Below are 22,239 nucleotides of genomic sequence, written 5' to 3' on the forward strand. Positions count from 1 at the left end.
GGTGTCAACCGCTCGTTCCGGGGTCTTGCTGGCGACTCGGCAAAAGTTACTCATGAGCCGCCGACAAGTCAAATCGCCTGGTCAGCGGGCTGCCGGAGGGGCACGGCCACCTGCGGGCCGGGCGCCGGGGCCTGGACCGGGCGCGGTCGCAGCCACAGCGAGATCGACCGCATCCCCTCCATCGCGGTCACGATCTGCTCCGGCGACGCCGGCTCGCGGGTCGGCACCGGCACCAGGTCGTAGCCCCAGATCCGGAACTCCTTGAGGACCGTGACCGGATCGTCGCCGAATCCCGCCGTGGCCGACGCCGAGAACTCCAGGAACACGTGCGGGCGGTCCCGGCGCAGCAGGCGCACCAGCCCGGCCAGCGCGCGGTGGCCCCGGCCCGGCGCGTCCACCCGGACGACCGACAACCGCTTGCCCTGCAGCGCGGGCACCGCCTCCAGCTCCTTGTCCAACCGCGCCGCGCGCACCGAGGTGACGCCCTCACCGGCGTCCGCGGGCAGCGGCGCGACCGACACGCCGCCGGTCAGCGCGGGCTGCGCCGCCAGCTCGCCGATGCTCTCCCACGCGGCGGCGTCGACCAGCACCAGCCGCTCGGCGACCCGTTCCGGCAGGTTGACCTCGACGTTGTGGCGCAGCAGCTCGCGCGCCGACGGGCACGGCTCCACCGCGACCACCGCGCCGCCCGTGCCGAACCGGCTCAGCACCCGCACCGCCTGGTAGCCCACGTACGCGCCGACGTCGAGGAAGATCCCGTCCGGCTCGACCACGGAGTCGATCAGCTCGGACAGCTCCGGCTCCCACACCCCGTTGCTGGACAGGATGGGCAGCATCAGCGGGTCGTCCGAGGGCAGCCGCAGCAGGCCGACGTCGGTCAGCACGAGCGAGCTGCGCACGCCCGGGACGGCGCCGTTGCGCCGCTCGTGCTCGCGCACCACGACCCGGCGCAGCGCGTCGGCGGTCTGCTGCGCCTGGTTGGCCGCGCGCGTCCCGGCGTCGAGCCTGGTGTCGCGCTCCCGCAGCACCTCCACGACCTTGGACTCCAGCGTGTCGATCCGGTCGAGCGTGCGCTCCAGCGCGACGGCGAGCTTGTCGATCCGCTGCGCGAGCGCGTCGCGCTGCTTGGACCGCTTGGCGGCCTCGGCGACGACGGCGTCCTCGATCTCGCGCAGCCGCCTGCCCTGGCCCGCCATGTCGGCGCGGACCCGGACCACGCCGTCGTCCAGGCCCAGGACCTGGTCGGCGAGCTGGTCCTGGCGCTCGAGGTGGTGCTCGACCGCCGAGCGCAGCACCTCCAGCTCGCCGAGGCCGATGCCGGTGGTCAGCTCGTCCTGCCGGCGCACCAGGTCGGACACCGTGCGCTCGACCCCGTCCACGAGGGAGCCGAGGACGTCGCGCATGTGGTTGTCGTAGTGGTCGAGCACGCGCAGGACCACCTTGCGCAGCTGCGGCGCCATCGGCGTGCGGCTGGCGGTGCCCACGTCGGGTTGCCTCAGCAGCGCGTGCTTGGCCGAGTGCAGCGCCTTGAGCGGGTCGACGGCGGGGCTCGGGTTCGCCGCCGCGCGACGCGCGCGCCACGCGCGGTAGGCGTGCTCGACGCGCTCCCGCATCAGGTCGCCGATCGCGGCGGCGCCGCGGGTGGCGAGCCGTTCGCGGCCCTTCGCGCCGATGGCGCGCGCCGCGGGCAGGTCGTCGGCCAGCGCGCGCAGCAGCTTCACGGCCGCCTGCACGTCCGGTTCGACGCCGGTGCGGCACGGCACGAAGATCACCGACTGCTTGTCGAACAGCTCGGCGACCGGGCCCTGGTCGGAGGTGAGCACGGGCACGCCGCGGGCCGCGTGCTCGGCCAGGGCGGCGGCGACCCGGTCGCCCCGGCCGCGGTGCAGGGAGATCAGGCAGTCCACCGGCCCGAGGTCGGCGACCAGCTCGACGCGCGGGTCGGCGGCGGTGGCCAGGCGGAGCCGCTCGGCGGCCTCGGGGTGGTCGGCCGCGCCGGTCACGGCGATCCGCAGCGCCACGTCCGCGCGCTCGGTGAACGCGCCGAGGAACGCCGACACCGCTCCCAGGACGTTGCCGTCGCGGTCGATGGCGTGGTCGGCGAGCGCCCCGAAGATCACCCCTTCGTGGTCGTCGGGTTCGTGCGCGTCCCGCTCCGGGACCGGCAGCGGCAGGACGCGGACCGCGGGGCCGCCGGGACGCTCGACGGCGGCCCGGGTCGCCTCGGAGGGCACCCACAGCTCGTCGGCGTCCGGTGCGGCGCCCTCGTCGAGCCGGTAGTCGACGACGAACCGGCCACCCGGCACCGGGGTGTCGGAGTCGACGCGCACGACGACCGGGTAGCCGGCGGTCGTGGCCGTGGGCAGGCCGGACGCGCGGGCGGCGGCCTGCAGGAGCGCGGCGGCCGGGCCGTCGCCGACGACGGAGACGCCGAGCTGGTCGTGCAGCACCGGGGCGTCGGCGTGCGGGTAGGGCACGGCCGGGACCGGCAGGCGGCCGGTGGCGACGCCCGAGCCCGCGCACCAGTCGCGGAACGCCGTGCCGTCCGCGCCGAACGGGTCGGGGAACTGCGCGCGCAGGGCCGGGTCGCCGCGCCACAGGGCGGCGGCCCAGCGGGTGCTGCCGGGCAGGCCGGGCACGGGTTCGCAGGCCCACTCGACGAAGCCCGCGCCACCGTCCGGCCCGAACGCGGGCGGCGGGGTGGAGCCGCCGGCGGGCGTGCCGTTGACCTGGCCCTCCGCGCCGGCTCGCCGGCCGGCCGGGTCGAACACCGAGCCCGGGTGGGCGCGGGCGGCCTCGCGGTAGTCGGCGCGCAGCTCGTCGGGGATGGGCGTGCCGTCGGCGAGCTGCCCGTAGCCGTAGCGGACGGGCACGGGCGTGTGGCCGCGCCGGACCAGCTCGGCGCGGTAGGCCGTGCACAGCTCGGCCAGGTGCGGGTGCTCGGACAGCAGCACGCGCGGCCGGTCGGCGAACGCCGCCGACAGCAGCCACGGCCGGCCGGGGTCGAAGCCCTCGAAGTGCACCGAGCGCAGCGGTTCGCCCAGGACGGTCAGCGTGCCGTCGTCCAGCCGGTGCAGGTCGCGCTGGCCCGCGTTCCAGACCGACAGGTTGATCGTCGCGTCCCGCAGCACGTCCAGGCTGACCAGCGCGGGAGCGGTGTCCAGCACGGCCTTCGCCGCGTCCGGCGTGCGGCGCAGCTGCTCCTCCAGCGACCGCAGGAACGGCTCCGCGCCGGGTGCGACGGCCAGGAAGCCCGGGTCGAAGACGCCGGTCTGCAGCAGTTCCGCCGGTGACGGGCGCAGGCCGTCGTCCGGCAGCGGTCGCAGCGCCCTGGGCAGCAGCACCAGCGGGCCGCGGTCCACGGCGTCGAGCACCCGGTCCGACAGCGGGGCGAGCACCTGCACCCACGGGTCCAGGTACAGCACCGGGATGCGCTGGCCGAGCAGCTGCTCCAGCAGCCGGGGCCGCAGCAGGCCGCACAGCTGGCGGGCCGTGCAGCCGGTGGCGAGGCGGGCCAGCTCCTCCGGGCCGATGCCCAGGTCGGCGGGTGTCACCAGGCCCGGCCCGGAGTTCTCCGGCGGGGCGTCGACCACCAGGGCGGCGAACCGCGCCTCGGGGTGGTTGGCCAGGAACGAGTTCGACAGCACCTTCACCGCGGGCAGTTCGGCGGCGGTGGCCACCGTGCACGCGATCAGGGTGGGACGGGCTTCGGAACCCGCGGGCACCTCGGTCACGGTCTGCAAACCTAGCTTCTCCGAGTGCCCGGTGTGGATCACCCGCACGGTTCGTCCCTTCACAGGACCGGCAGCAGGGTCCGGAGCTCGTACGGCGTGACGCTGCGCCGGTACGCGTCCCACTCCGTGCGCTTGTTGCGCAGGAAGAAGTCGTACACGTGTTCGCCCAGCGCTTCGGGCAGCAGCTCCGAGTTCTCCATCTCGACCAGCGCCTCGCCGAGGTTCTGCGGCAGGTTGTCGTAGCCGGCGGCCCGGCGCTCGCGGTCGGTCAGCGACCACACGTCGTCCTCGGCGGGCGGTGGCAGCTCGTAGCCCTTCTCCACGCCCCTGAGGCCGGCGGCGATGATCACCGCGTACGCCAGGTACGGGTTGCACGCCGAGTCCAGGCTCCGGATCTCGACCCGGCGCGACGAGGACTTGCCCGGCGAGTACATCGGCACGCGCACGAGCGCGGAGCGGTTGGCGTGGCCCCAGCACACGGCCGTGGGCGCCTCGCCGCCGACGATGAGCCGCTTGTAGGAGTTGACCCACTGGTTGGTGACCCCGGAGATCTCGCGCGCGTGCCGGAGCAGGCCCGCGACGAACGCCTTGCCGGTGTCGGAGAGCTGGTAGGGGTCCTCGGCGTCGTAGAACGCGTTGCGGTCGCCCTCGAACAGGCTGACGTGGGTGTGCATCCCCGAGCCGGGCTGGTCGGTGAACGGCTTGGGCATGAAGCTCGCGCGCACCCCCTGGGTGATCGCGACCTCCTTCACCACGTAGCGGAAGGTCATCACGTTGTCCGCCATGGTCAGGGCGTCGGCGTAGCGCAGGTCGATCTCCTGCTGGCCGGGCGCGCCCTCGTGGTGGCTGAACTCCACGGAGATGCCCATGGCCTCCAGCGCCTCGATGGCGTGGCGGCGGAAGTGGGTCGCGGTCTCGTGGCTGGTCTGGTCGAAGAAGCCGCCGTTGTCCGCCGGCGCGGGTTCGCTGCCGTCGTCGGGGAGGTTCTTGAGCAGGAAGAACTCCATCTCCGGGTGCACGTAGCAGGTGAACCCGGCCTCACTGGCCTTGGCGAGCACGCGGCGCAGGACGTGGCGCGGGTCGGCCCACGACGGCGAGCCGTCGGGCATCGCGATGTCGCAGAACATGCGGGCCGAGTAGTTGCTCTTGTCCGGTGTCTGCCAGGGCAGGACCTGGAAGGTGGACGGGTCGGGCTTGGCCACCATGTCCGATTCGTAGACGCGCGCGAAACCCTCGATCGCCGAGCCGTCGAAGCCGATGCCCTCGCTGAAGGCGCCCTCCAGCTCGGCGGGCGCCACCGCGACGGACTTCAGGAAGCCCAGCACGTCGGTGAACCAGAGCCGGACGAACCGGATGTCCCGTTCCTCAAGGGTGCGGAGCACGAACTCCTGCTGGCGGTTCATGGGACGCAGCCTAGGTAAAGCCGGTCCGCCGCGCGCCGCCGACTCGCGCGAAGCCCGCGCCCCGCGCCGGCCGGCCGGTCGACCCGCAGGTCAGCCGGCCGGCGCCCCGGATCGGCGGCCCGCCGGCCGCGGGTCGCGCCCGGCGGCGGGGTGGGATCCGGCCGTGCTCCCGGCCGGGTGGATCTACGATCCCCGGTATGTCCCGTCGCCGCGCCCTGGTAGGCGCGCTCGCTCTCCTGCTGGCCGGCTGCACCTCCTCCTCAGGCGACCTGCCCGCGGGTCCGGAGCTGGTCGACCGGTCGGCCGCCGCCATGCGCTCGGTGAACAGCACCCACTTCACCATCAAGGTCGACGGCGAGCTGCCGAACGTCCCGGTGAAGGACGCCGAGGGCGACCTCAACTCCGCCGGCGAGTCCCGGGGCCGCGCCCGGGTCGAGCAGTTCGGCCAGCTGGTCGAGGTGGAGTACGTCCTGGTCGGCAAGGACCTCTACGTCAAGGGCCCGACCGGCGGGTTCACCGAGGTGCCCGCCGCGCTGGCCGGTCAGCTCTACGACCCGACGGCGATCCTGGACCCGGACCGGGGCGTCGCCAGGGTCCTGGGCGACGCGCGGGACGCCCGGACCGTCAGCTCCGGCGGCGGCGTGGACGTGGTGGAGGCGACCGTCCCGCGGGACGTCGTGGCGGGGCTCGTGCCGGGGATCGACTCCGACGTCAAGGGCCGGTTCTCGCTGACCGGCGACAAGCTGACCGAGGCGGCCTTCGAGCTGCCCGCCGGCGCGAAGGTCCTGATCTCGCTGTCCGACTTCGGCAAGTCGTTCACCGTCGCGCCGCCGACGTGAGGTCCCGTCGGCTGGCGATGGGCGCGGGGGCGCTGGCCGTCCTGCTCGGCGCGCTCGACGCGTACGTGGTGGTCGGCGTCCTGGTGGACATGGTGCGCGACCTGGGCATCCCGGTGAACCACCTGGAGCGCGCGACGCCCGTGGTGACCGGGTACCTGCTCGGGTACGTGGCCGGGATGCCGCTGCTCGGGCAGCTGTCGGACCGGTTCGGGCGGCGGCCGGTGCTCCAGCTGTGCCTGGTCGGGTTCGCGGTCGGGTCGGTCGTCACGGCGCTGGCGGGCGAGCTGCCGCTGCTGGTGGCCGGGCGGGTGGTGCAGGGGCTCGCCGGCGGCGCGCTGCTGCCGGTGACGATGGCCCTGGTGGGCGACCTGTGGGACGCGCGGCGGCGGGCCGGCGCGCTGGGCGTGGTCGGCGCGGCGCAGGAGCTGGGCAGCGTGCTGGGCACCCTCTACGGCGTCGGGGTGGCCTCGCTGTTCAACGCGTGGTCGGTGTTCGAGTCGCTGGAGCCGCAGAGCTGGCGGTGGGTGTTCTGGGTGAACCTGCCGCTGGCGCTGGTCGCGATGGCGGTCGTGCAGCGGACCGTGCCGGGCGGGGCGGGTCGGCCGGTGCGCGTCGACGTGGTGGGCGGCGCGCTGCTGGCGCTGTCGCTGTCGCTGCTGGTGGTCGGGCTCTACAACCCCGACCCGGAGCACGCCGTGCTGCCGCCGTGGGGCCTGCCGGCGCTGGGCGGCGCGCTGGTGGCGCTGGTGGCGTTCGCGTGGTGGGAGAAGCGGTCGGCGGTGCGGTTGCTGGACCCGACCGGCGTGGCGGTGCGGCCGTTCCTGGCGGCGCTGGCCGTGTCGCTGGCAGCCGGCGCGGCGCTGATGGTGACCCTGGTGGACGTCGAGCTGTTCGCGCAGACGGTGCTGCGGCTGGACTCGGCGCAGGCGGTGGCGCTGCTGGCCCGGTTCCTGGTCGCGCTGCCGGTCGGCGCGCTGGTCGGCGGGTGGCTGGCGGGGCGCGCGGGCGACCGGTGGGTGTCGGTGGCCGGGATGGCCGTGGCGGCGGTGGCGTACGCGCTGATCGCCCGGTGGCCGGCGGACGTGTCGCCCGCGGTGCTGGACCGCGACCTGGTGGTGGCCGGGTTCGGGCTCGGGCTGGTGATCGCCCCGGTGTCGGCGGCGGCGCTGCGGGTGGTGCCGGACGCCCAGCACGGGGTGGCGTCGGCGGCGGTGGTCGTGGCGCGGATGACCGGGATGCTGGTGGGGGTGGCGGCGCTGTCGGCGTGGGGCCTGCACCGGTTCCGGGAGCTGACCGCCGACCTGGACACCCCGCTGCCGTTCGGCGTGCCGCCCGAGGAGTTCCGCCGGCGGGCCGAGGTCTACCAGCGGGCGCTGTCCGACGCGCTGCTGACCGAGTACCACGAGATCTTCCTGATCACCGCCGTGATCTGCGGGGTCGGCGCGGTGGCGGCGCTGTTCCTGCCGACCGCGGCGCGCGTCCACCGGAACGGGTGATACACCGGCTCGGCCCTGCGGTGGCCGGCGCGGGGGCGCACCCTGGTCGCCATGGCGCACCACGAGGCTGACGCGAATGGTCCGGCCGGCCCGACGCGGCTGCTCGGCCGGTCCAAGGCGCTGCGGATCACGTTCGGCGTCGTCACGGTCGCGATCGGGCTGCTGGTGCTGGTCTGGCCGGGCATCACGATCCTCACCGCGGCGGTGCTGTTCGGGGTCCAGCTGCTGATCACCGGCGTGTTCTGGCTGGTCAGCTCGTTCACCCAGGGCGGCTCCTCCGGCGGGTACCGGGTGCTGCTCGCGGTCGCCGGGCTGCTGGCGCTGGTGGCGGGCATCCTCAGCCTGCGCTCCCCGTTCCAGACCGTCGCGGTGCTGGCGCTGCTGCTCGGCGCCACCTGGGTGGTGGGCGGGGTCGCGGAGGTCTTCCACGGGTTCGGCACCAGCGGGTGGGCGGTGCTCTCCGGGGTCGTGACGCTGGTCGCCGGGGTCGTCGTGCTGGTGATGCCGCTGTCCGGCCTGGTCGCGCTGGCGTGGCTGCTGGGCATCGCGCTGCTGGTGCTGGGCGTGCTCAGCGTCGTGGCGGCGGTGACCGAGGGCCGCGCGCCGGCCGCGGCGTCCTCCGGCACGGGCGCGGCCGGGCGCGCCGCCACCGCCTGAGCGCGCGGGCGCTCACCGGCGGCGGGCGCCCGGGACCGACCCGCTACCCCTCGCGCCAGCCGCTGGTGACGGGCAGGCGGCGGTCGCGGCCGAACGCCTTGAACGTGATCTTCGTGCCCGGCGGGTACTGGCGGCGCTTGTACTCGGCCCGGTCGACCATGCGCAGGACCCGGTCCACCAGCTCGGGCGCGAAGCCCGCCGCGATCAGGTCGCGGTAGCCCTTGTCGCCCTCGACGTAGTCGTCCAGCACCGCGTCGAGCAGCTCGTAGTCCGGCAGCGAGTCGGTGTCCACCTGGCCCGGCCGCAGCTCGGCCGACGGCGGCTTGGCGATCGAGTTCTCCGGGATCGGCGGCAGCTCGCCCAGCTTCTCGGCCTGCGCGTTGCGCCACCTGGCCAGGTCCCACACCAGGGTCTTGAGCACGTCCTTGATCGGCGCGAACCCGCCGACCGCGTCGCCGTAGATGGTCGAGTAGCCGACCGCCAGCTCGGACTTGTTGCCGGGGGCCAGGACCAGGTGGCCGTGCTGGTTGGACAGGCCCATCAGGGTCACGCCGCGGCAGCGGGCCTGCACGTTCTCCTCGGCCAGCCCGGTCAGGCCGAGCTGGTCGACGAACACGCGGACCATGTCGGCGATGGGCTGCACCTCGTAGTGCGCGCCGGTGCGCCGCGCCAGCTCCCGGGCGTCGGACTTCGAGTGCTCCGACGAGTAGACCGACGGCATCGAGACGCAGTGCACGGCGTCCCCGCCGAGGGCGTCCACCGCCAGCGCGGCGACCACCGCCGAGTCGATGCCGCCGGACAGGCCCAGCACGACCGAGCGGAAGCCGTTCTTGCGCACGTAGTCGCGCAGGCCGGTGACCAGCGCGTGCCACACCTCCGCCTCGTCGGACAGCGGCTCGGCCGGCGCGGGCGCGGGCAGCGGCGGGTAGGCGGGCAGCGGGTCGTCCGACAGCGTCCTGCGGCGCACGGTGAAGCCGTCGACCGGGCCCTCGGTGCGCGCCGCGCCGCCGGGCAGGTCCAGGTCGAGCACGACCAGGTGCTCCACGAACTGCGGGGCGCGGGTCAGCAGGTCACCCGTCCCGGTGACGACCATCGAATCGCCGTCGAACACCAGCTCGTCCTGGCCGCCGACGAGGTTGACGTAGGCCAGCGGCGCCTTCGCCTCGGCCGCGCGGCGCGCCACCAGCGGCAGGCGGGCGTCGTCCTTCTTCCGCTCGTACGGCGAGGCGTTCGGCGAGACCACCAGGTCCACGCCGGCCGCGCCGAGGGCGGCGATCGGGCCGCCGTCCTGCCACAGGTCCTCGCAGACGACCATGCCGATCTCGACGCCGTGCAGCCGCACGACGTCCAGCTCGTCACCGGGCGTGAAGTAGCGGCGCTCGTCGAACACGCCGTAGTTGGGCAGGTGGTGCTTGTACTGCCGCGCCACGACCTCGCCGCCGTGCAGCACGGCCGCCGCGTTGCGCATCCCGCGCTCGTCGCGGTCCAGGTAGCCGACGAACACCGGCAGCCCGCCGCAGCCCGCCTCCGCGAGCCGCCGGGCGAGGTCGGTCAGCGCCCGCTTGGACGCCTCGGCGAACGACACGCGCAGCGCCAGGTCCTCCACCGGGTAGCCGGTGAGCACCATCTCGGGGAAGACCGCCAGGTGCGCGCCCGCCTCCACGGCCTTGCGCGTCCACTCCAGGACGAGTTCGGTGTTGCCGGCCAGGTCGCCGACACACGCGTTGACCTGGGCGAGGGCGAGTCGGAGCTGTGGCATGGGGGCATTCTCGCTCACCGGCGGGGGCCTCGGCGCGCGTTGTGGCCGACGAGTCACACCTACGATCGGGGTGTGCGCCGTTGTCTCCTGCTGCTCCTCGTCCTGCCCGTGCTGGCGTCGTGCACGTCCGTCGTCGCCGGCTCGCCGACCCCCGGGACGGTGCTCGAACAGCGCGGGCCCGCCGGGGCCGTGCCCGCCGGGCTGGAGCGGTTCTACGGGCAGCAGCTGGGCTGGGAGGACTGCGCCGAGTACGCCACCACCGGCACCACCCGCGCCCAGTTCCGGAACAGGAAGTCGATCGAGTGCGCCCGGCTGGAGGTGCCGCTGGACTACGCCGAGCCCGGCGGCCGGACGGTCCGGCTCGGCCTGCTGCGGCAGAAGGCGACCGGTGAGCGGATCGGGTCGCTGCTGCTCAACCCCGGCGGGCCGGGCGGTTCGGGCATGTCGGCGGCGGCGAGCCTGGGCGCGCAGGTGGGCAGGACCGAGCTGGGCAGGCGGTTCGACCTGGTGGGCTTCGACCCGCGCGGCGTCGGGGCCAGCCAGCCGCAGGTGCGGTGCCTGAGCGACCAGGAGCGCGACGCGGACCGCCTCGACGTGGACGTCGACACCTCGCCCGCCGGGGTGGCGCAGACCGAGGCGGAGAACAAGGCGTTCGCCGAGAAGTGCGCCGCGGCCAGCGGGGTGGAGTTCCTGGCGCACGTGGGCACGCGGGACGTCGTGCGCGACCTCGACGTCATGCGGTCGGCGCTGGGCGACGAGAAGCTGACCTACCTGGGGTACTCGTACGGGACGCACATCGGCGCCGGGTACGCGGCGGCGTTCCCCGGCAACGTGCGGGCGCTGGTGCTCGACGGCGCGGTCGACCCGACGCAGGGCCAGACCGAGTCGCTGGTCGCACAGGCCGCCGGGTTCCAGAAGGCGTTCGACGCGTTCGCCGCGTGGTGCGCCCGGCGCCAGGACTGCGCGCTGGGCGCCGACCCGGCGGGGGCGAACAAGGCGTTCCGGGACCTGACGCTGCCGCTGGTGCAGCGGCCGGTGGACGTGGGCTCGCGCAAGCTGTCCTACAACGACGCGATCACCGGGGCCATCCAGGCGATGTACACCGAGGAGCTGTGGGCGCCGCTGAACGCGGGGCTGGCGGAGCTGAAGAACGACCGGGGCGAGGTCCTGCTGACGCTGGCCGACAGCTACTTCGACCGCGACCAGGACGGGAAGTACTCCACCATCACCGACGCCTTCACGGCCGTGAAGTGCGTCGACGAGCCCCGCGTGACCGACCGCGCGGTGCTGGACGACCTGGCCCGGCGGTACAAGGCGGCGGCCCCGTTCCTGGACGACGGCAACCCGGCGGTGGGCGCGCTGGACTCGTGCGCGTTCTGGCCCGTGCCGCCGACGGCGCAGGAGGCGAAGGCCGTCGCGGGCCTGCCCCCGGTGCTGGTCATCTCCACCACCGGCGACCCGGCCACGCCGTACCAGGCGGGGGTGAACCTGGCGAAGTCGCTGGGCGGCGGGCTGCTGACCTACGAGGGCAACCAGCACACCGTGTACCTGCAGGGCAACGAGTGCGTCGACCCGGCCACCGACGAGTACCTGATCGACCTGGAGCTGCCGCCCGCGGGGAAGGTCTGCTCCTAGCGCCCCGGGTCCACGCCGGCGACCGGGCAGCGGCGACGGCGTGCCGGTGGGGCGGCAACAGCGGCGGGGAGTGCGTCGAGCTTCGGGCCGGGTTGGGGGCGGTGCGGGACTCGAAGAGACCGGGTGTGGTGCTGGAATTCCCGCCGGTTCGGGTGGCTGCGTTCCTGCGTGCGGTGCGGCGGGGTGAGGCGGGGTCCGCGGCGGCCGTGTGAGGCTACTCGCACACCGCGCACAACCGGCTCCTCCGGTGTCACGCTGGGCGGGTAACCGTGCAACGACGCCCGGAGACCCGCGACGAGGCGGGCTTCGAGGGAGGACGGTCCGCGATGACTTCTGCACCCGAGGTGGCCGCGCCCTACGGCAGCGGCGCCGGCGCCCCCGCACCGGCCAGGAAAGTCCGCATCCACCACCTGCGCGAGCTGAAGGAACGCGGCGAGCCGTGGCCCATGCTCACCGCGTACGACATGTACACCGCCGAGCTGTTCGACGAGGCCGGCATCCCGGTCCTGCTGGTCGGCGACTCGGCGTCGAACAACGTCTACGGCTACGACACGTCCCTGCCGGTGACCGTGGACGAGCTGCTCCCGCTGGTGCGCAGCGTGACGCGGTCGGCGAAGCGGGCCCTGGTCGTGGCCGACCTGCCGTTCGGCTCCTACCAGGTGTCGGTCGAGCAGGCCGTCGCGACGGCCGTGCGGTTCATGAAGGAGGGCCGCGCGCACGCCGTGAAGCTGGAGGGCGGCCGGCACTTCGCGCCGCACGTCGCGGCGATCGTGAACGCGGGCATCCCGGTCATGGGCCACGTCGGCTTCACCCCGCAGAGCGAGCACCAGCTCGGCGGCTACCGCGTGCAGGGCCGCGACGACGCCTCCGACGCCGTGGTGGCCGACGCGCACGCCGTGCAGGAGGCGGGCGCGTTCGCCGTGGTGCTGGAGATGGTGACCGGCGAGGTCGCCAAGCGGATCACCCACGACCTGCGCATCCCGACCGTCGGCATCGGCGCGGGCCCGGACACCGACGCGCAGGTGCTGGTGTGGCAGGACATGCTGGGCCTGCGGCGCGGCAAGGGCCCGCGGTTCGTCAAGCGGTACGCGGACCTGGCCGGCGTCGTGCTGGGCGCGGCGCGGGAGTTCGCGGACGACGTCCGCGGGCGCGGGTTCCCCGGCCCGGAGCACACGTTCCACTGATCGGGCGCGGTGGCGCCGGGGCCGTCGGACCCGTCCGGCGGCCCCGTCGGGGCGACGGGGTCAGGACTGGTCGCGGAAGGCGCGCTCCAGCGCGGCCCTGGCCTCCACCAGCGACGGGCCGTACCAGGTGAGGTGCCTGCCGGAGACGAACACCGGGCGCAGGCCCGGGAAGAACTGCGGGCCGTCGTCCGGGGTGAACAGGTAGGGCTCGTCGGACAGCACCACGAGGTCGGCCGCCCGCTCCCGCAGCTCCGCCAGGGGCGGGCGCGGGTAGCGGTCGGGGTGGTCCGCGTAGGCGTTGACCACGCCCAGCCGGCGCAGGACGTCCCCGGCGAAGGTGTCGCGGCCCACCACGACCCAGGGCTTGCGCCACACCGGGACCAGCGCCGTCGCCCGCGGGGGCAGGACCTCCCGCCACAGCCGCTCGGCCTCGACCAGCCAGGCCGGCTCCGCGTCCCACGCCGTGGCCAGCAGCCGGCGCAGGGAACCCAGCGCCGCGGGCACCGTCGCGGGCGCGGCCGTCACCCACACCGGGACGCCGTCGGCGCGCAGGCGCTCCACGTCCTGCGGGCGGTTCTCCTCGCTGTTGGCCAGGACCAGGTCCGGGCGCAGCGCGAGCACCCGGTCCACCGCGGGGTACTTCGAGCCGCCCACCCGCTCCACGGCCAGGTCCGGCGGGTGGGTGCAGTAGTCCGTCGCGCCGACGAGCACCGCCGGGTCCACCGCCTCGGTCAGCGACGGCACCAGGCTCACCACCCGGCGGGGCGGCGCCGGCAGCGGCACCGGCTCGCCGAGGTCGTCGACCGGCAGCATCAGGACCCGACCTCCGTGAACGCGACCTTGCGGCGCCGCGGGTCGGCCTCGGTGAGCCGCACCCGGACGCGTTCGCCCTCCGGCAGGTCCGTCCCCGTGCAGCGGCCCATGACCGGCGGCTGCGCGACGAACACGTCCGCCCCGCCGCCCTCGGCGCGCAGCACCACGGCGTCGAACTCCTGGCCCACCCGGTCGGCCAGCACCCAAGCCTCCACCTGGTCCAGGCAGGCGCGGTCGACCTTGGCGGCCAGCGCGTCCGAGCCGCCCATCAGGCCCGGCAGCCGCGGCAGCGCCCGGCGCAGCCAGTCCGGGACCTCGCGGCCGGCGGTGACCGCCAGGCACACCTCGGTGGCGAACCGGTCCACCAGGCGCCGCAGCGGCGCGGTGACGTGCGCGTACGGGGCGGCGACGCCGGCGTGCGTGACCACCGCCGGGATCGTGCCGTCGAACGCCGTGTAGCCCGCGCCGCGCAGCAGGCGGGTGGCGTCCACGAACAGCGCCAGCGACTCCGGCCGGGCCGGGTCGAGGCCGGCCAGGAAGCGCGCGGGGGTCGCCCCGGCCGGCCAGGGCACGCCCAGCGCGTGCGCGGACCGCCGCAGGGCGTCGACCGCGCCGTCGTCGGCGTCGGGCAGGGTGCGCAGGACGCCCACCCCGGCGTCCAGCATGACCCGCGCCGCCGCCATGCCGGTGAGCAGCGAGACCTCCGCGTTCCACGCCTCGACGTCCGCGCGGGGGCGGACCGCGAGCTTCCAGTCGCCGTCGCCGTTGGGGACGATCTCCTGCTCCGGCAGGCGCAGCTCCACCGCGCCGCGCTCGGCGGCCCGCTCGCGGCGCAGCCGGCCGAACCCGGGCAGGGCCGCGACCGACGGGTGCGGCGTGCCCGCGTCGATGGACGCCTGCACGGTCTCGTAGTCGAACCGGGCCGTCGAGCGGACCACCGCGCGCCGCACGCGCACGTCGGTCGGCTCGCCGTCCGCGTCGCACTCCAGGGTCCACAGCACGGCCGGCCGGGTCTGCTCCGGCAGCAGGCTGGCCGCGCCCTCGGACAGCACCGCCGGGTGCAGCGGCACGTTGCCGTCGGGCAGGTACAGCGTCTGGCCGCGCCCGCGCACCTCCGCGTCCAGCGCGCCGTCGGGCACGACGAACGCGCCGAGGTCGGCGATCGCGTACTGCACGCGGAAACCGCGCCCGACCCGCTGCACGCACAGCGCCTGGTCGAGGTCCTGCGCGCCCGGCGGGTCGATCGTCACCAGCGGCAGGGCGGTGGCGTCCTCCCGGTCACCGGCGGCGCCGCGGTCCACCGCCTGCCGCGCCTCCGCCAGCGCGGCGGCCGGGAAGTCGGCGGGCAGCCCGAACTCCGTCCGGATCCCGCTGAAGTCCAGGTCCGCGCGCCCGGTACGGATCACCATCGAGGCCACGACTGCACCTTAGCCCGACGCGCGGCCCGAACGGGTCAACCGCGCTCCTCCCACTCCCGGTCGGCCTCGTTCTCGGCCTCGGTGCGCTGCCGGGCCAGCTCCAGCGCCCGCCGGGCCGTCGCCTCGTCCGGGTAGGGGCCCATCCGGTCGCCGCCGCGGCAGCCGACGCCCTTCTCGGCCTTCTGGTGGGCCAGGCAGTAGTACCAGGCATTCGGATCACCCATGCGTCAAGGCTGGCACGCGCGGGCCCGCGTGTCATGTCCGGCCGCGGGCCGGGCCCGGGGCGCGCTCGGCCCGGCGGGCGCGCGCGGCGCGCCGACCGGGCCGACCACCGCCACCCGTGATCGGGTCACCGCTGGTGCGGGGCCTGCACGGGCAGCGGTCCGGACTGCGGGTAGGGCTGCACGGGCAGCGGGCCCGACTGCGGGTGGGACTGCTGCGGCAGCGGGCCCGAGGGCGGGAAGGGCTGCTGCGGCACCGGGAAGCCCCGCGCCGGGGTGCTCTGGTTGGCGTTGGCGTAGTCGCCCGGGATCGGGTCCAGGACCGACACCAGCACCACCCGCTGCTCCGGGTCCTCGATGCGGGTGCCCGAGCGGTCCCGGTAGACCAGCTCGCCGTCCGCGTCGATCTCCACGATCGCGCCCACCTCGGCGAGCTGGTCCTCGTCGAGGTCCACCAGCCGCTCCCGCCGCGACGGCACGACCCGGTAGACCGGCCAGCCCAGGTGCGCGAACGAGCGGTGGAACTCGGCGAGCAGGTGGGTCATCTGCTGCTGCCACGGCAGCGGCATCGCCTCCACCAGCGACCGGGGCAGCACGGCGTAGGAGCCGTCCACGCCGGGCGGCTGCGAGGTCAGGTAGTCCCGCAGCGGTGTGCTGGACGCCGGCGGCCCTGCGTGGCGCTGGATGGGGTCGGGGGTGAACATCGGACGTGCCTCCCTCGCACGATCACACGCCCGGCCGGACGGCCAGTGGCATCAACTCGTGGTAGTCCCAGTTGAGCTTGCTGATCTTCACCACGTCCCCGGTCTGCGGGGCGTGGATGTACTCGTCGTCGCCCAGGTACATGGCGACGTGGTGCACGGTGACCGGGTCGGCCGGGTTGGTGGCCCAGAAGATCAGGTCGCCCGGTTGCGCCTCGCGCACCGGCAGGTGCGCGCCGCCCGCCACGTACTGGTCGTTGGCCACGCGCGGGATCTTCACGCCCGCCGCCGCGAACGCCTTGACCAGGATGCCGGAGCAGTCCCACTGGTCGGGGCCGTTGCCGCCCCACAGGTAGGGCTCGCCCAGCTGCTGCTTGGTGAACTCGATGGCCGTGCCCGCCACCGAGGAGGCCAGCAGCAGGTCGCCCGCGCCCGCGCCGCAGCCGGCCGGGTCGGGCACGCTGCCCAGCTCGCCGATCAGGAACGCCGCCATGGCCTCCCAGTTGTGGTACCGGTCCGGGAACGCCGAGCGCTCCACCGCCTGCGCCGAGTCGCCGGGGCGGCGGTCCTCCCAGTTCGGCACGTTGACCAGCACGTCGTAGAACTTGTTGATCGCGTACACCGGGTCGATCACCTGGGCCTCGGTGCCCCAGCCCATCGACGGGCGCATCTGGAAGATGCCCAGCGAGTCCCGGTCGCCGTAGTCCAGCGGGCGCAGGCCGGACTCGGTCATGCCCGCCTGGATGGCGATCTGCCACGCCAGCGGCGGCAGCTGCCGCTCCTGGCCGATGGAGATGATCTTGGCGACGGTGCCGCGCTGCTCGTCGTTGAGGCGGCTCGCGTCGTTGCGGCCCTTCTCCTCGCCGCCACCCTCCCACGGTCCGATCGAGGCGTTGCAGCCGACGTTGCGGATGCCGGCGACGCCCTCTTCCGACGTGGCGTTGTTGACCACGGTCGAGACACCGTTGGTCACCGTGACGGTGACCACCGCGACCACCGCCACGACCGCCAGCACGATCTTCAGCATCTCAGCCCACCCTGCTGTACTTGTGCACGCGCCAGCCCTCGGGCAGCTTCGCCACGGTCAGCACGAGCTTGCCGGTTTCCAGGTCGGCTTCGAAATCGACCGAATCGGTGGTGGACCGACTCGCCGTCACCCTGCCCTTGATCTCCTTCGGCACGTTCGCCGGGTCGACCGACCGCAGCGTCGGCAGCAGCTCGTCCGACGTCCACGGTTCGAGCCCCTCCAGCCACTTGGCGTTGGTGACGCCCGCCGGGTGGTCGAGCCACGCCTCGATCCAGCTCTCCGCGACCAGTTGCGCGTCCGGCGTGACCGGGGCCGACGAGGGCGCGGCCGTGGGGCTGGGCGCCTTCGTCGGCAGCGGCGAGGTCGTGCCCGCCGAGGGCAGCACGCCGACCTGGTTGCCGCCGGGCGCGACGGGCGCGGTCGTCGTGGTGGGCCCCGCGGCGGTGGAGCGCGCGCCCACCACCCGGTCCGCCACGACGCCGATCGTCGTGATCGCGGCGACCAGCAGGACGATCGTCATCACGAGGTGCCGCGGCGAGCGCAGCGGCCACCCCCACAGCCGGCGGTACACCGCCGTGCGGCCCCGGTTCGTCCTGATCGGCATCAGCTGTCCCTGACCTCGAGCCCACGCGAGGGCCGGTAGATCACGTGGACCTGCCGCCCCGCCACCACCTCGGTCTCGGCCCGCCGCGGCCCCGGCACGACGGGGCCGTCGGAGACCCGCGCGAACCCGTTGCCCGCCCGCGACGGCACCAGCACCGCGTCGTCCACCCGGTCCCAGTTCCGGTCGGCCACCGGGGGCGCGTCCACCAGGCGCGAGCGCCCGACCGGCAGCGCCGCCTGCCCGCCGCCGGCGCCCGCGGGCAGGGCCGCGACACCACCGCCGCCACCGCCGCCACCGCCGGCCGCGGCGGCGACCGCGCGCACCGGGTCGACCCCGGCGTCGGAGCGGTCGAGCCGGTGCGCCGTGGCCACCACCGGGTTCGCGGCCTCGGGCCGCACCCGGCCCCGGCCGCGCTGCGGCGCCTCGGGGCCGTCCGGGTCCGCGTCGCGCACGGTGTCCCAGAACTCCTCCTGCGGCGACGGCCCGGTGTCCTTCTTGCGGCGCAGCATGGACAGCAGGCCACCGCGCATGGGCAGCGCCCCGCTCGCCGAGCCGACCGACATCTCGACCATCTGCCACATCCGGCGCATCGGCTTGCCGATCATGAAGCACACCAGGGTGAGCATCAGCCCCAGCAGCGTCCGGGTCAGCAGCGACAGGCCGGTGGCGTTGAAGATCGCCTGGAGCAGCAGCGCGTGCGTGCCCGCCAGCACCGCCAGCACCAGCACGTTGAACACCGTCACCGCGACCGCGCGGCCGACCTTGCGCAGCAGGTCGTGGTGCAGCAGCGCGGCCAGGCCGATCAGCGGCCCGGCCAGCGTCAGCACCCGCAGCAGCAGCTGCGCCAGCAGCACGGCGGCCTTGGCGAACAGCTGGAACAGCGAGAACGCGATCGCCTGGAGCAGCGAGAGGAACCCGGCGCCGGTGCGCCCGCCCGCCGCGCCGCTGAAGTAGCCCTGGGCGGGGCCGAGCTGCTTGTAGAGGGCCGCGAACTCGTTGCGCTTGGCGTCGAGCGCGGTCTGGTCGCCGTCCTTGTGCTCGCCGATCTCCTGCACCGTCCAAGCCTGCAGGCCCAGCAGCCGCGGCCCGAACTCGGTGGACTGCGGCGCCTCCGGCGAGCCGAACTCGCCGCGCAGCCAGCTCTGGTAGACCACCGAGTCGTGCAGCCGCGACGGCAGCACGTCCAGGTTGTCCTTGCCCTCCTCCACGTCCACGAAACCCGCCTGGATCTCGGAGGTCTTGGTGACCAGGGTGCTGTCCAGCAGGTCGTAGAACTGCGGCAGCGCCAGGGTCGAGGTCGCCAGCCACATCGCGGCCAGCGCCCACATCCCGCGCTTGCTGATGGTGGCCAGGTCGCCGTTCCAGATCTGGCGGAACATCAGCACCGCCAGGATCAGCGCGACCAGCCCGAACCAGCGCAGGTAGACGTTGTCGTAGACCTTCTGCACGCCCTCCTTGACCGCGTCGTCCAGCGGCTGGAGCAGGCCCTGGCCGACGACGGTGTAGTGCAGGGCGTTGGTCGCGCCGACGATGTTCTTGGCGACGTTGAACAGCTGGTTGCCCATCCAGGTGTCCAGCACCGGGGACGCGTCGGGCAGCCCGCACTTCTCCTGGTAGGTGTGCCAGACCATGCCCGCGTACCCGTAGGTCAGGTAGGGCGAGTCCTTCACGCCGTTGCCGATGGGCGGGTCGATCGCGCCGACCATGCCCGAACCCGGCCGCTCGGGGGCCGGCGCCTCACCGCAGGGCGCCGCGTGCGCGGGCGCCGCGCCGATCACGGCCTGGAGGCCGACGAAGGCGACCACGACCGCCACCGCCCGCCACCGCGAACCGCCGCGCGGGGCCGCGCCGAGCACCCGCGCGGCACGTCTGAACCGCCGCCGCGCGTACAGCGCGACGGCGATCGCCACCACCAGCAGGAGGGTGCTCATGCCGCACCTTCCCGACCGGAGCGGCGGTTTCCTCCCTCACCGTGGCCCGACTCGACCAGCTCGTCCGCGAGGCCGACCTCCAGGTCGGCGGCCAGCTCGTCGTCGTAGTCGTCGTGGTCCTCCGCGTAGGCGAACGGGTCCTGCGGCTCGGAGGCGAGTTCCACCTCGGCCGGCTCCGGGCCGTCGCGCATCGCGTCGGGCGTGGTGTCCAGCGCGTTGCGCAGGTGCTCCAGGTGCGGCCCGGAGAAGTCGATGCGGATGCGCTCCACGCCGCCCGCGCCGTCGCCGAAGATGAACTGCCGGGGCGCGCGGTCGCGCTCGGTGCTGTTGCGGACCCCGCCGGGGCGGCGGCCCAGCGACGCCACCACCTGCTCGTAGCCCGCGCCGACCGGGACCTTCAGCAGCCGCAGGGCGTCGGCCTGCGCCTGGTCGTCGTCCAGGCGGCCCACGAAGACCGAGTCGAGCAGCGCCACGAAGCCCTGGATCTTCAGGAAGTCCGCCGGGATCTGCGACGACAGCAGGACGCGGACGTTCCACTTGCGCGAGTCGCGCGCGAAGCGGTTCATCAGCACCCGGCCGGTGGGCACCTCGGACAGGAAGAACGCCTCGTCGATCCACACGCCCTTGCGGAGGTCCTTGGGCCGCTCGTAGATCGAGCGCTGGGTCAGCCAGGCCGCCAGGTTGAGCATCTCGACGCCCAGGGCCTCGGCGTCGGTCCAGTGCTCGCGCCCGACGCCGTCCTTGGGCAGGTTCAGCCCCGCCATGGTCAGCACGGTCAGGCGGTCGTCGCGCGCCTCGTTGTACGGGTCGGCGTCCTTCTCCGGGATGAGCAGCGACATGCGCTCGCGCATCTCGTCGAGGAAGTCGGCCACCACGACGGCGTGCTCGTGGTGCTCGGAGGCGTCGCGGCGCAGCGCCTCGAAGACCTGCCCGGGGTGGGCGTCGGGCCGGCCGCCGACCGTGCGGACCGCGCGCAGCAGCACGATCCGGGTCTGCGGCAGCCGCGCGACCTCGAACGGCAGCAGGCCGGTCAGCACGTCCAGCACGAGGCGGCGGCGGGTGGCCGCGGCCAGCGCGCGCTCGCGCCGCCACGCCCGCTCCGCGTCCTCCTCGTCCAGGAAGTGGTCCAGCAGCGGCTCGGCCACCACCCGGTACGGGTTGAGGATGCCGGGCTGGGCGTTGAGCAGGTTGATCGGCCGCGCGTAGGGCCGCAGCTCGGGCAGCTCGCACAGCGCCGTCAGCGGCCCGGACGGGTCCAGCAGCGTCCAGTGCGCGCCGGACCGCAGCGTCTTGTAGACGATGCCGCCGCCGAGGAAGGACTTGCCCGCGCCCAGGCCGGCGACCAGCGCCGTCAGGCCGGACGAGTCGCGCAGCTCCTGCGCCATCCACGGGTCCCACGCCACCGGGCGGCGGGTGGCCGTCACAGTCTCGCCGAGCAGGATGCCGCGCCGGTCGCCGACCTCGGCGGTCGCGGTGGGCACGGCCGAGGCCGCCCACAGCACCGAGCCGCGCCGCAGGTAGGCCGAGGACGACAGGGACTCGCCGGGGATGAACTCGCGGGCGATCGCGTACTGCGCCTCGGGGTGCTCGATGGCGACCTTGGGCTTGTAGAGGTCCAGCAGCGACTGGGCCAGCCGCAGCGCCTCGCGCTCGGTCGGGCCGGACACCGCGAGCCGCCACCACGAGCGCACCCGGGTGCCCAGCGCGGTGAAGCCCGACGTCATCTCGTCGTCGATCTCCAGCACCCGCGAAGCCTGCCGGGCCAGCGACTGCGGCGGCTCCAGCTCGTGCTCGTCGGTGTAGTGGCGCACCTGCGAGCGGACCTTGTTCATCTGCCGCTGCAGCTCGCCCGCGACCTCCTCGGGCCGCCGCACGTAGATCCGGGCCGACCACTCGACGGAGGCGGGCAGCCGGTCCGAGCGCTGCACCCACGGGTCGTCGATCTCGGGGATCTGCAGGCCGTGCATGAGGCCGACGGTGAGGACGGCGACGTGCCGCTTGATGCCCGCGTTCGACCCGGTGCGGCCCCGCACCGTCACGGTCGGCGCGTAGGGCTCCTGGTGGAAGTCCGCCGCGTCGGTGAACGACGCCAGGTCCTCCGGCTCCCACGGCGCGCCGGGCACGGCCGGCAGGTTGCGCGGCGCGGGCAGGCCCAGCGAGCACGACCGGTGCATCAGCCAGGACATCTCCTCGGCCGTGACCGGGCGGCCCTCCAGGCCGGCGGAGCCGATCACCTGGTCCAGGTGGTCGACCTCGGACTCGATCGCGACCAGCTCGGCGTCCACTGCGTCCGGGAACACCTTGCGCAGCACGGGGGCGGCCCGCTCGACGGCGCGGTCCATCATGTTGCGGGTCTGCACCTGGACGCCGAGGTAGACCTCCTTCTCCGCCATCGAGCGGCCCATCAGCTGCTGCTGCTCGCCGACCATGTAGTCGTCGAAGCTCAGCGTCCCGGGCGTGTCCGGCAGCCGGCGCACCGCGTTGTGCACGTGCGCCTCGGCCCACATGCGGATCGGGTACGGGCGCGTGGTCACGCGCAGGTGCATCCAGCGGCCCTGCAGCTCGGCGTACTGGCCCGCGATGGCCGCGATCAGGTCCTGGCGCTGCGAGTCCGAGCGGAACGACCAGCGCTGCGGCGCGAGCTTGTACCAGGCGTAGACCTCCTGGCCGGTGCGCAGCAGGTGGCCGTCGATGCTGCGGGCGGAGATCGACGGTGTGTAGCTGGGCACGGCCTGCTCGCCCGGCAGGCGGCGACCGCGCTTGCTGTAGACCTTCCGGTCGTCCCGCGCGGCAGCCGCGTGCTGGGCCACGTGCTGC

Annotated in this window: 17 protein-coding genes; 6 read left to right on the forward strand and 11 right to left on the reverse strand. The window is 74.5% G+C overall.

Translation table 11 applies throughout. The annotated features are described in order from the left end of the window. Positions 1–68 precede the first annotated feature (68 nt). Both JOE68_RS32210 and JOE68_RS10685 read right to left on the reverse strand, forming a co-directional pair. Positions 69–3,734 (reverse strand): FkbM family methyltransferase, encoded by a 3,666-nt coding sequence (locus JOE68_RS32210; protein ID WP_204842176.1) that lies wholly within the window; start codon positions 3,732–3,734, stop codon positions 69–71. A gap of 59 nt (positions 3,735–3,793) precedes the next feature. After that, positions 3,794–5,137, reverse strand: coding sequence for a glutamine synthetase family protein (locus JOE68_RS10685; RefSeq protein ID WP_204842178.1), 1,344 nt, complete (start codon positions 5,135–5,137; stop codon positions 3,794–3,796). A gap of 197 nt (positions 5,138–5,334) precedes the next feature. Here JOE68_RS10685 and JOE68_RS10690 point away from each other — a divergent pair, with 197 nt between their 5' ends. From JOE68_RS10690 to JOE68_RS10700, 3 genes are read left to right on the forward strand one after another with little or no spacing between them, the layout of a single operon-like run. Next, a complete protein-coding gene (locus JOE68_RS10690; protein WP_204842180.1) occupies positions 5,335–5,976 on the forward strand; it encodes an LppX_LprAFG lipoprotein in 642 nt (213 codons plus the stop codon). Then, positions 5,973–7,472 carry an MFS transporter gene (locus JOE68_RS10695; protein WP_307819623.1) on the forward strand — a complete coding sequence of 500 codons (1,500 nt, stop codon included), beginning with the start codon at positions 5,973–5,975 and terminating at the stop codon, positions 7,470–7,472. The genes JOE68_RS10690 and JOE68_RS10695 overlap by 4 nt, the downstream gene beginning before the upstream one ends. Before the next feature lie 51 nt (positions 7,473–7,523). Then, positions 7,524–8,129 (forward strand): HdeD family acid-resistance protein, encoded by a 606-nt coding sequence (locus tag JOE68_RS10700; protein WP_204842182.1) that lies wholly within the window; start codon positions 7,524–7,526, stop codon positions 8,127–8,129. A 43-nt stretch (positions 8,130–8,172) separates the two neighbouring features. On the opposite strand, the gene JOE68_RS10705 is transcribed toward JOE68_RS10700, so the two are convergent. After that, complete coding sequence (locus JOE68_RS10705; RefSeq protein ID WP_204842184.1) at positions 8,173–9,888, reverse strand: NAD+ synthase; 1,716 nt, start codon at positions 9,886–9,888, stop codon at positions 8,173–8,175. Positions 9,889–9,960: 72 nt separating this feature from the next. Here JOE68_RS10705 and JOE68_RS10710 point away from each other — a divergent pair, with 72 nt between their 5' ends. The 3 genes from JOE68_RS10710 to panB all read left to right on the forward strand — a co-directional run bounded on the left by JOE68_RS10710 (position 9,961) and on the right by panB (position 12,707). Continuing rightward, the gene (locus JOE68_RS10710) at positions 9,961–11,523 is read left to right on the forward strand and encodes an alpha/beta hydrolase (RefSeq protein ID WP_204842186.1); all 1,563 of its coding nucleotides are present in this window, start codon (positions 9,961–9,963) and stop codon (positions 11,521–11,523) included. Continuing rightward, complete coding sequence (locus JOE68_RS31780; RefSeq protein ID WP_307819624.1) at positions 11,451–11,735, forward strand: DUF397 domain-containing protein; 285 nt, start codon at positions 11,451–11,453, stop codon at positions 11,733–11,735. Before JOE68_RS10710 ends, JOE68_RS31780 begins: the two co-directional genes overlap by 73 nt. Before the next feature lie 114 nt (positions 11,736–11,849). After that, a complete protein-coding gene (gene panB / locus JOE68_RS10720; RefSeq protein ID WP_204842189.1) occupies positions 11,850–12,707 on the forward strand; it encodes a 3-methyl-2-oxobutanoate hydroxymethyltransferase in 858 nt (285 codons plus the stop codon). A 60-nt stretch (positions 12,708–12,767) separates the two neighbouring features. Here panB and JOE68_RS10725 read toward each other — a convergent pair whose 3' ends face one another. From JOE68_RS10725 to JOE68_RS10760, 8 genes are all read right to left on the reverse strand, one after another. Continuing rightward, positions 12,768–13,520 carry a helical backbone metal receptor gene (locus tag JOE68_RS10725; protein ID WP_204842191.1) on the reverse strand — a complete coding sequence of 251 codons (753 nt, stop codon included), beginning with the start codon at positions 13,518–13,520 and terminating at the stop codon, positions 12,768–12,770. Beyond that, positions 13,520–14,929, reverse strand: coding sequence for an RNB domain-containing ribonuclease (locus JOE68_RS10730; RefSeq protein ID WP_204846038.1), 1,410 nt, complete (start codon positions 14,927–14,929; stop codon positions 13,520–13,522). The genes JOE68_RS10725 and JOE68_RS10730 overlap by 1 nt, the downstream gene beginning before the upstream one ends. A gap of 44 nt (positions 14,930–14,973) precedes the next feature. Further along, positions 14,974–15,162 carry a hypothetical protein gene (locus JOE68_RS10735; RefSeq protein WP_204842192.1) on the reverse strand — a complete coding sequence of 63 codons (189 nt, stop codon included), beginning with the start codon at positions 15,160–15,162 and terminating at the stop codon, positions 14,974–14,976. A 125-nt stretch (positions 15,163–15,287) separates the two neighbouring features. After that, complete coding sequence (locus JOE68_RS10740; protein ID WP_204842194.1) at positions 15,288–15,863, reverse strand: hypothetical protein; 576 nt, start codon at positions 15,861–15,863, stop codon at positions 15,288–15,290. Between the two features lie 22 nt (positions 15,864–15,885). Continuing rightward, on the reverse strand, positions 15,886–16,887 hold the full coding sequence (locus tag JOE68_RS10745; protein ID WP_204842196.1) for a C40 family peptidase: 1,002 nt from the start codon (positions 16,885–16,887) through the stop codon (positions 15,886–15,888). Position 16,888: 1 nt separating this feature from the next. Continuing rightward, positions 16,889–17,491: a hypothetical protein gene (locus JOE68_RS10750; protein WP_204842198.1), complete on the reverse strand. Its 603-nt coding sequence runs from the start codon at positions 17,489–17,491 to the stop codon at positions 16,889–16,891. Continuing rightward, positions 17,491–19,422 (reverse strand): hypothetical protein, encoded by a 1,932-nt coding sequence (locus JOE68_RS10755; protein WP_204842199.1) that lies wholly within the window; start codon positions 19,420–19,422, stop codon positions 17,491–17,493. Before JOE68_RS10755 ends, JOE68_RS10750 begins: the two co-directional genes overlap by 1 nt. After that, complete coding sequence (locus JOE68_RS10760; protein WP_307820028.1) at positions 19,419–22,232, reverse strand: ATP-binding protein; 2,814 nt, start codon at positions 22,230–22,232, stop codon at positions 19,419–19,421. The genes JOE68_RS10755 and JOE68_RS10760 overlap by 4 nt, the downstream gene beginning before the upstream one ends. Between the last annotated feature and the right edge of the window lie 7 nt (positions 22,233–22,239).

It is taken from the genome of Saccharothrix algeriensis, assembly GCF_016907655.1.
GTDB classification, from domain to species: domain Bacteria; phylum Actinomycetota; class Actinomycetes; order Mycobacteriales; family Pseudonocardiaceae; genus Actinosynnema; species Actinosynnema algeriense.

Bases quoted from the DNA above. Each gene is read 5' to 3' on its own strand.
- JOE68_RS10725 (WP_204842191.1), bottom strand. From the start codon at position 13,520: ATGCTGCCGGTCGACGACCTCGGCGAGCCGGTGCCGCTGCCGGCGCCG.
- JOE68_RS10755 (WP_204842199.1), bottom strand. From the start codon at position 19,422: ATGAGCACCCTCCTGCTGGTGGTGGCGATCGCCGTCGCGCTGTACGCG.
- panB (WP_204842189.1), top strand. From the start codon at position 11,850: ATGACTTCTGCACCCGAGGTGGCCGCGCCCTACGGCAGCGGCGCCGGC.
- JOE68_RS10745 (WP_204842196.1), bottom strand. From the start codon at position 16,887: ATGCTGAAGATCGTGCTGGCGGTCGTGGCGGTGGTCGCGGTGGTCACC.
- JOE68_RS10705 (WP_204842184.1), bottom strand. From the start codon at position 9,888: ATGCCACAGCTCCGACTCGCCCTCGCCCAGGTCAACGCGTGTGTCGGC.
- JOE68_RS10730 (WP_204846038.1), bottom strand. From the start codon at position 14,929: ATGGTGATCCGTACCGGGCGCGCGGACCTGGACTTCAGCGGGATCCGG.
- JOE68_RS10750 (WP_204842198.1), bottom strand. From the start codon at position 17,491: ATGCCGATCAGGACGAACCGGGGCCGCACGGCGGTGTACCGCCGGCTG.
- JOE68_RS10700 (WP_204842182.1), top strand. From the start codon at position 7,524: ATGGCGCACCACGAGGCTGACGCGAATGGTCCGGCCGGCCCGACGCGG.
- JOE68_RS10685 (WP_204842178.1), bottom strand. From the start codon at position 5,137: ATGAACCGCCAGCAGGAGTTCGTGCTCCGCACCCTTGAGGAACGGGAC.
- JOE68_RS10740 (WP_204842194.1), bottom strand. From the start codon at position 15,863: ATGTTCACCCCCGACCCCATCCAGCGCCACGCAGGGCCGCCGGCGTCC.
- JOE68_RS10690 (WP_204842180.1), top strand. From the start codon at position 5,335: ATGTCCCGTCGCCGCGCCCTGGTAGGCGCGCTCGCTCTCCTGCTGGCC.
- JOE68_RS10735 (WP_204842192.1), bottom strand. From the start codon at position 15,162: ATGGGTGATCCGAATGCCTGGTACTACTGCCTGGCCCACCAGAAGGCC.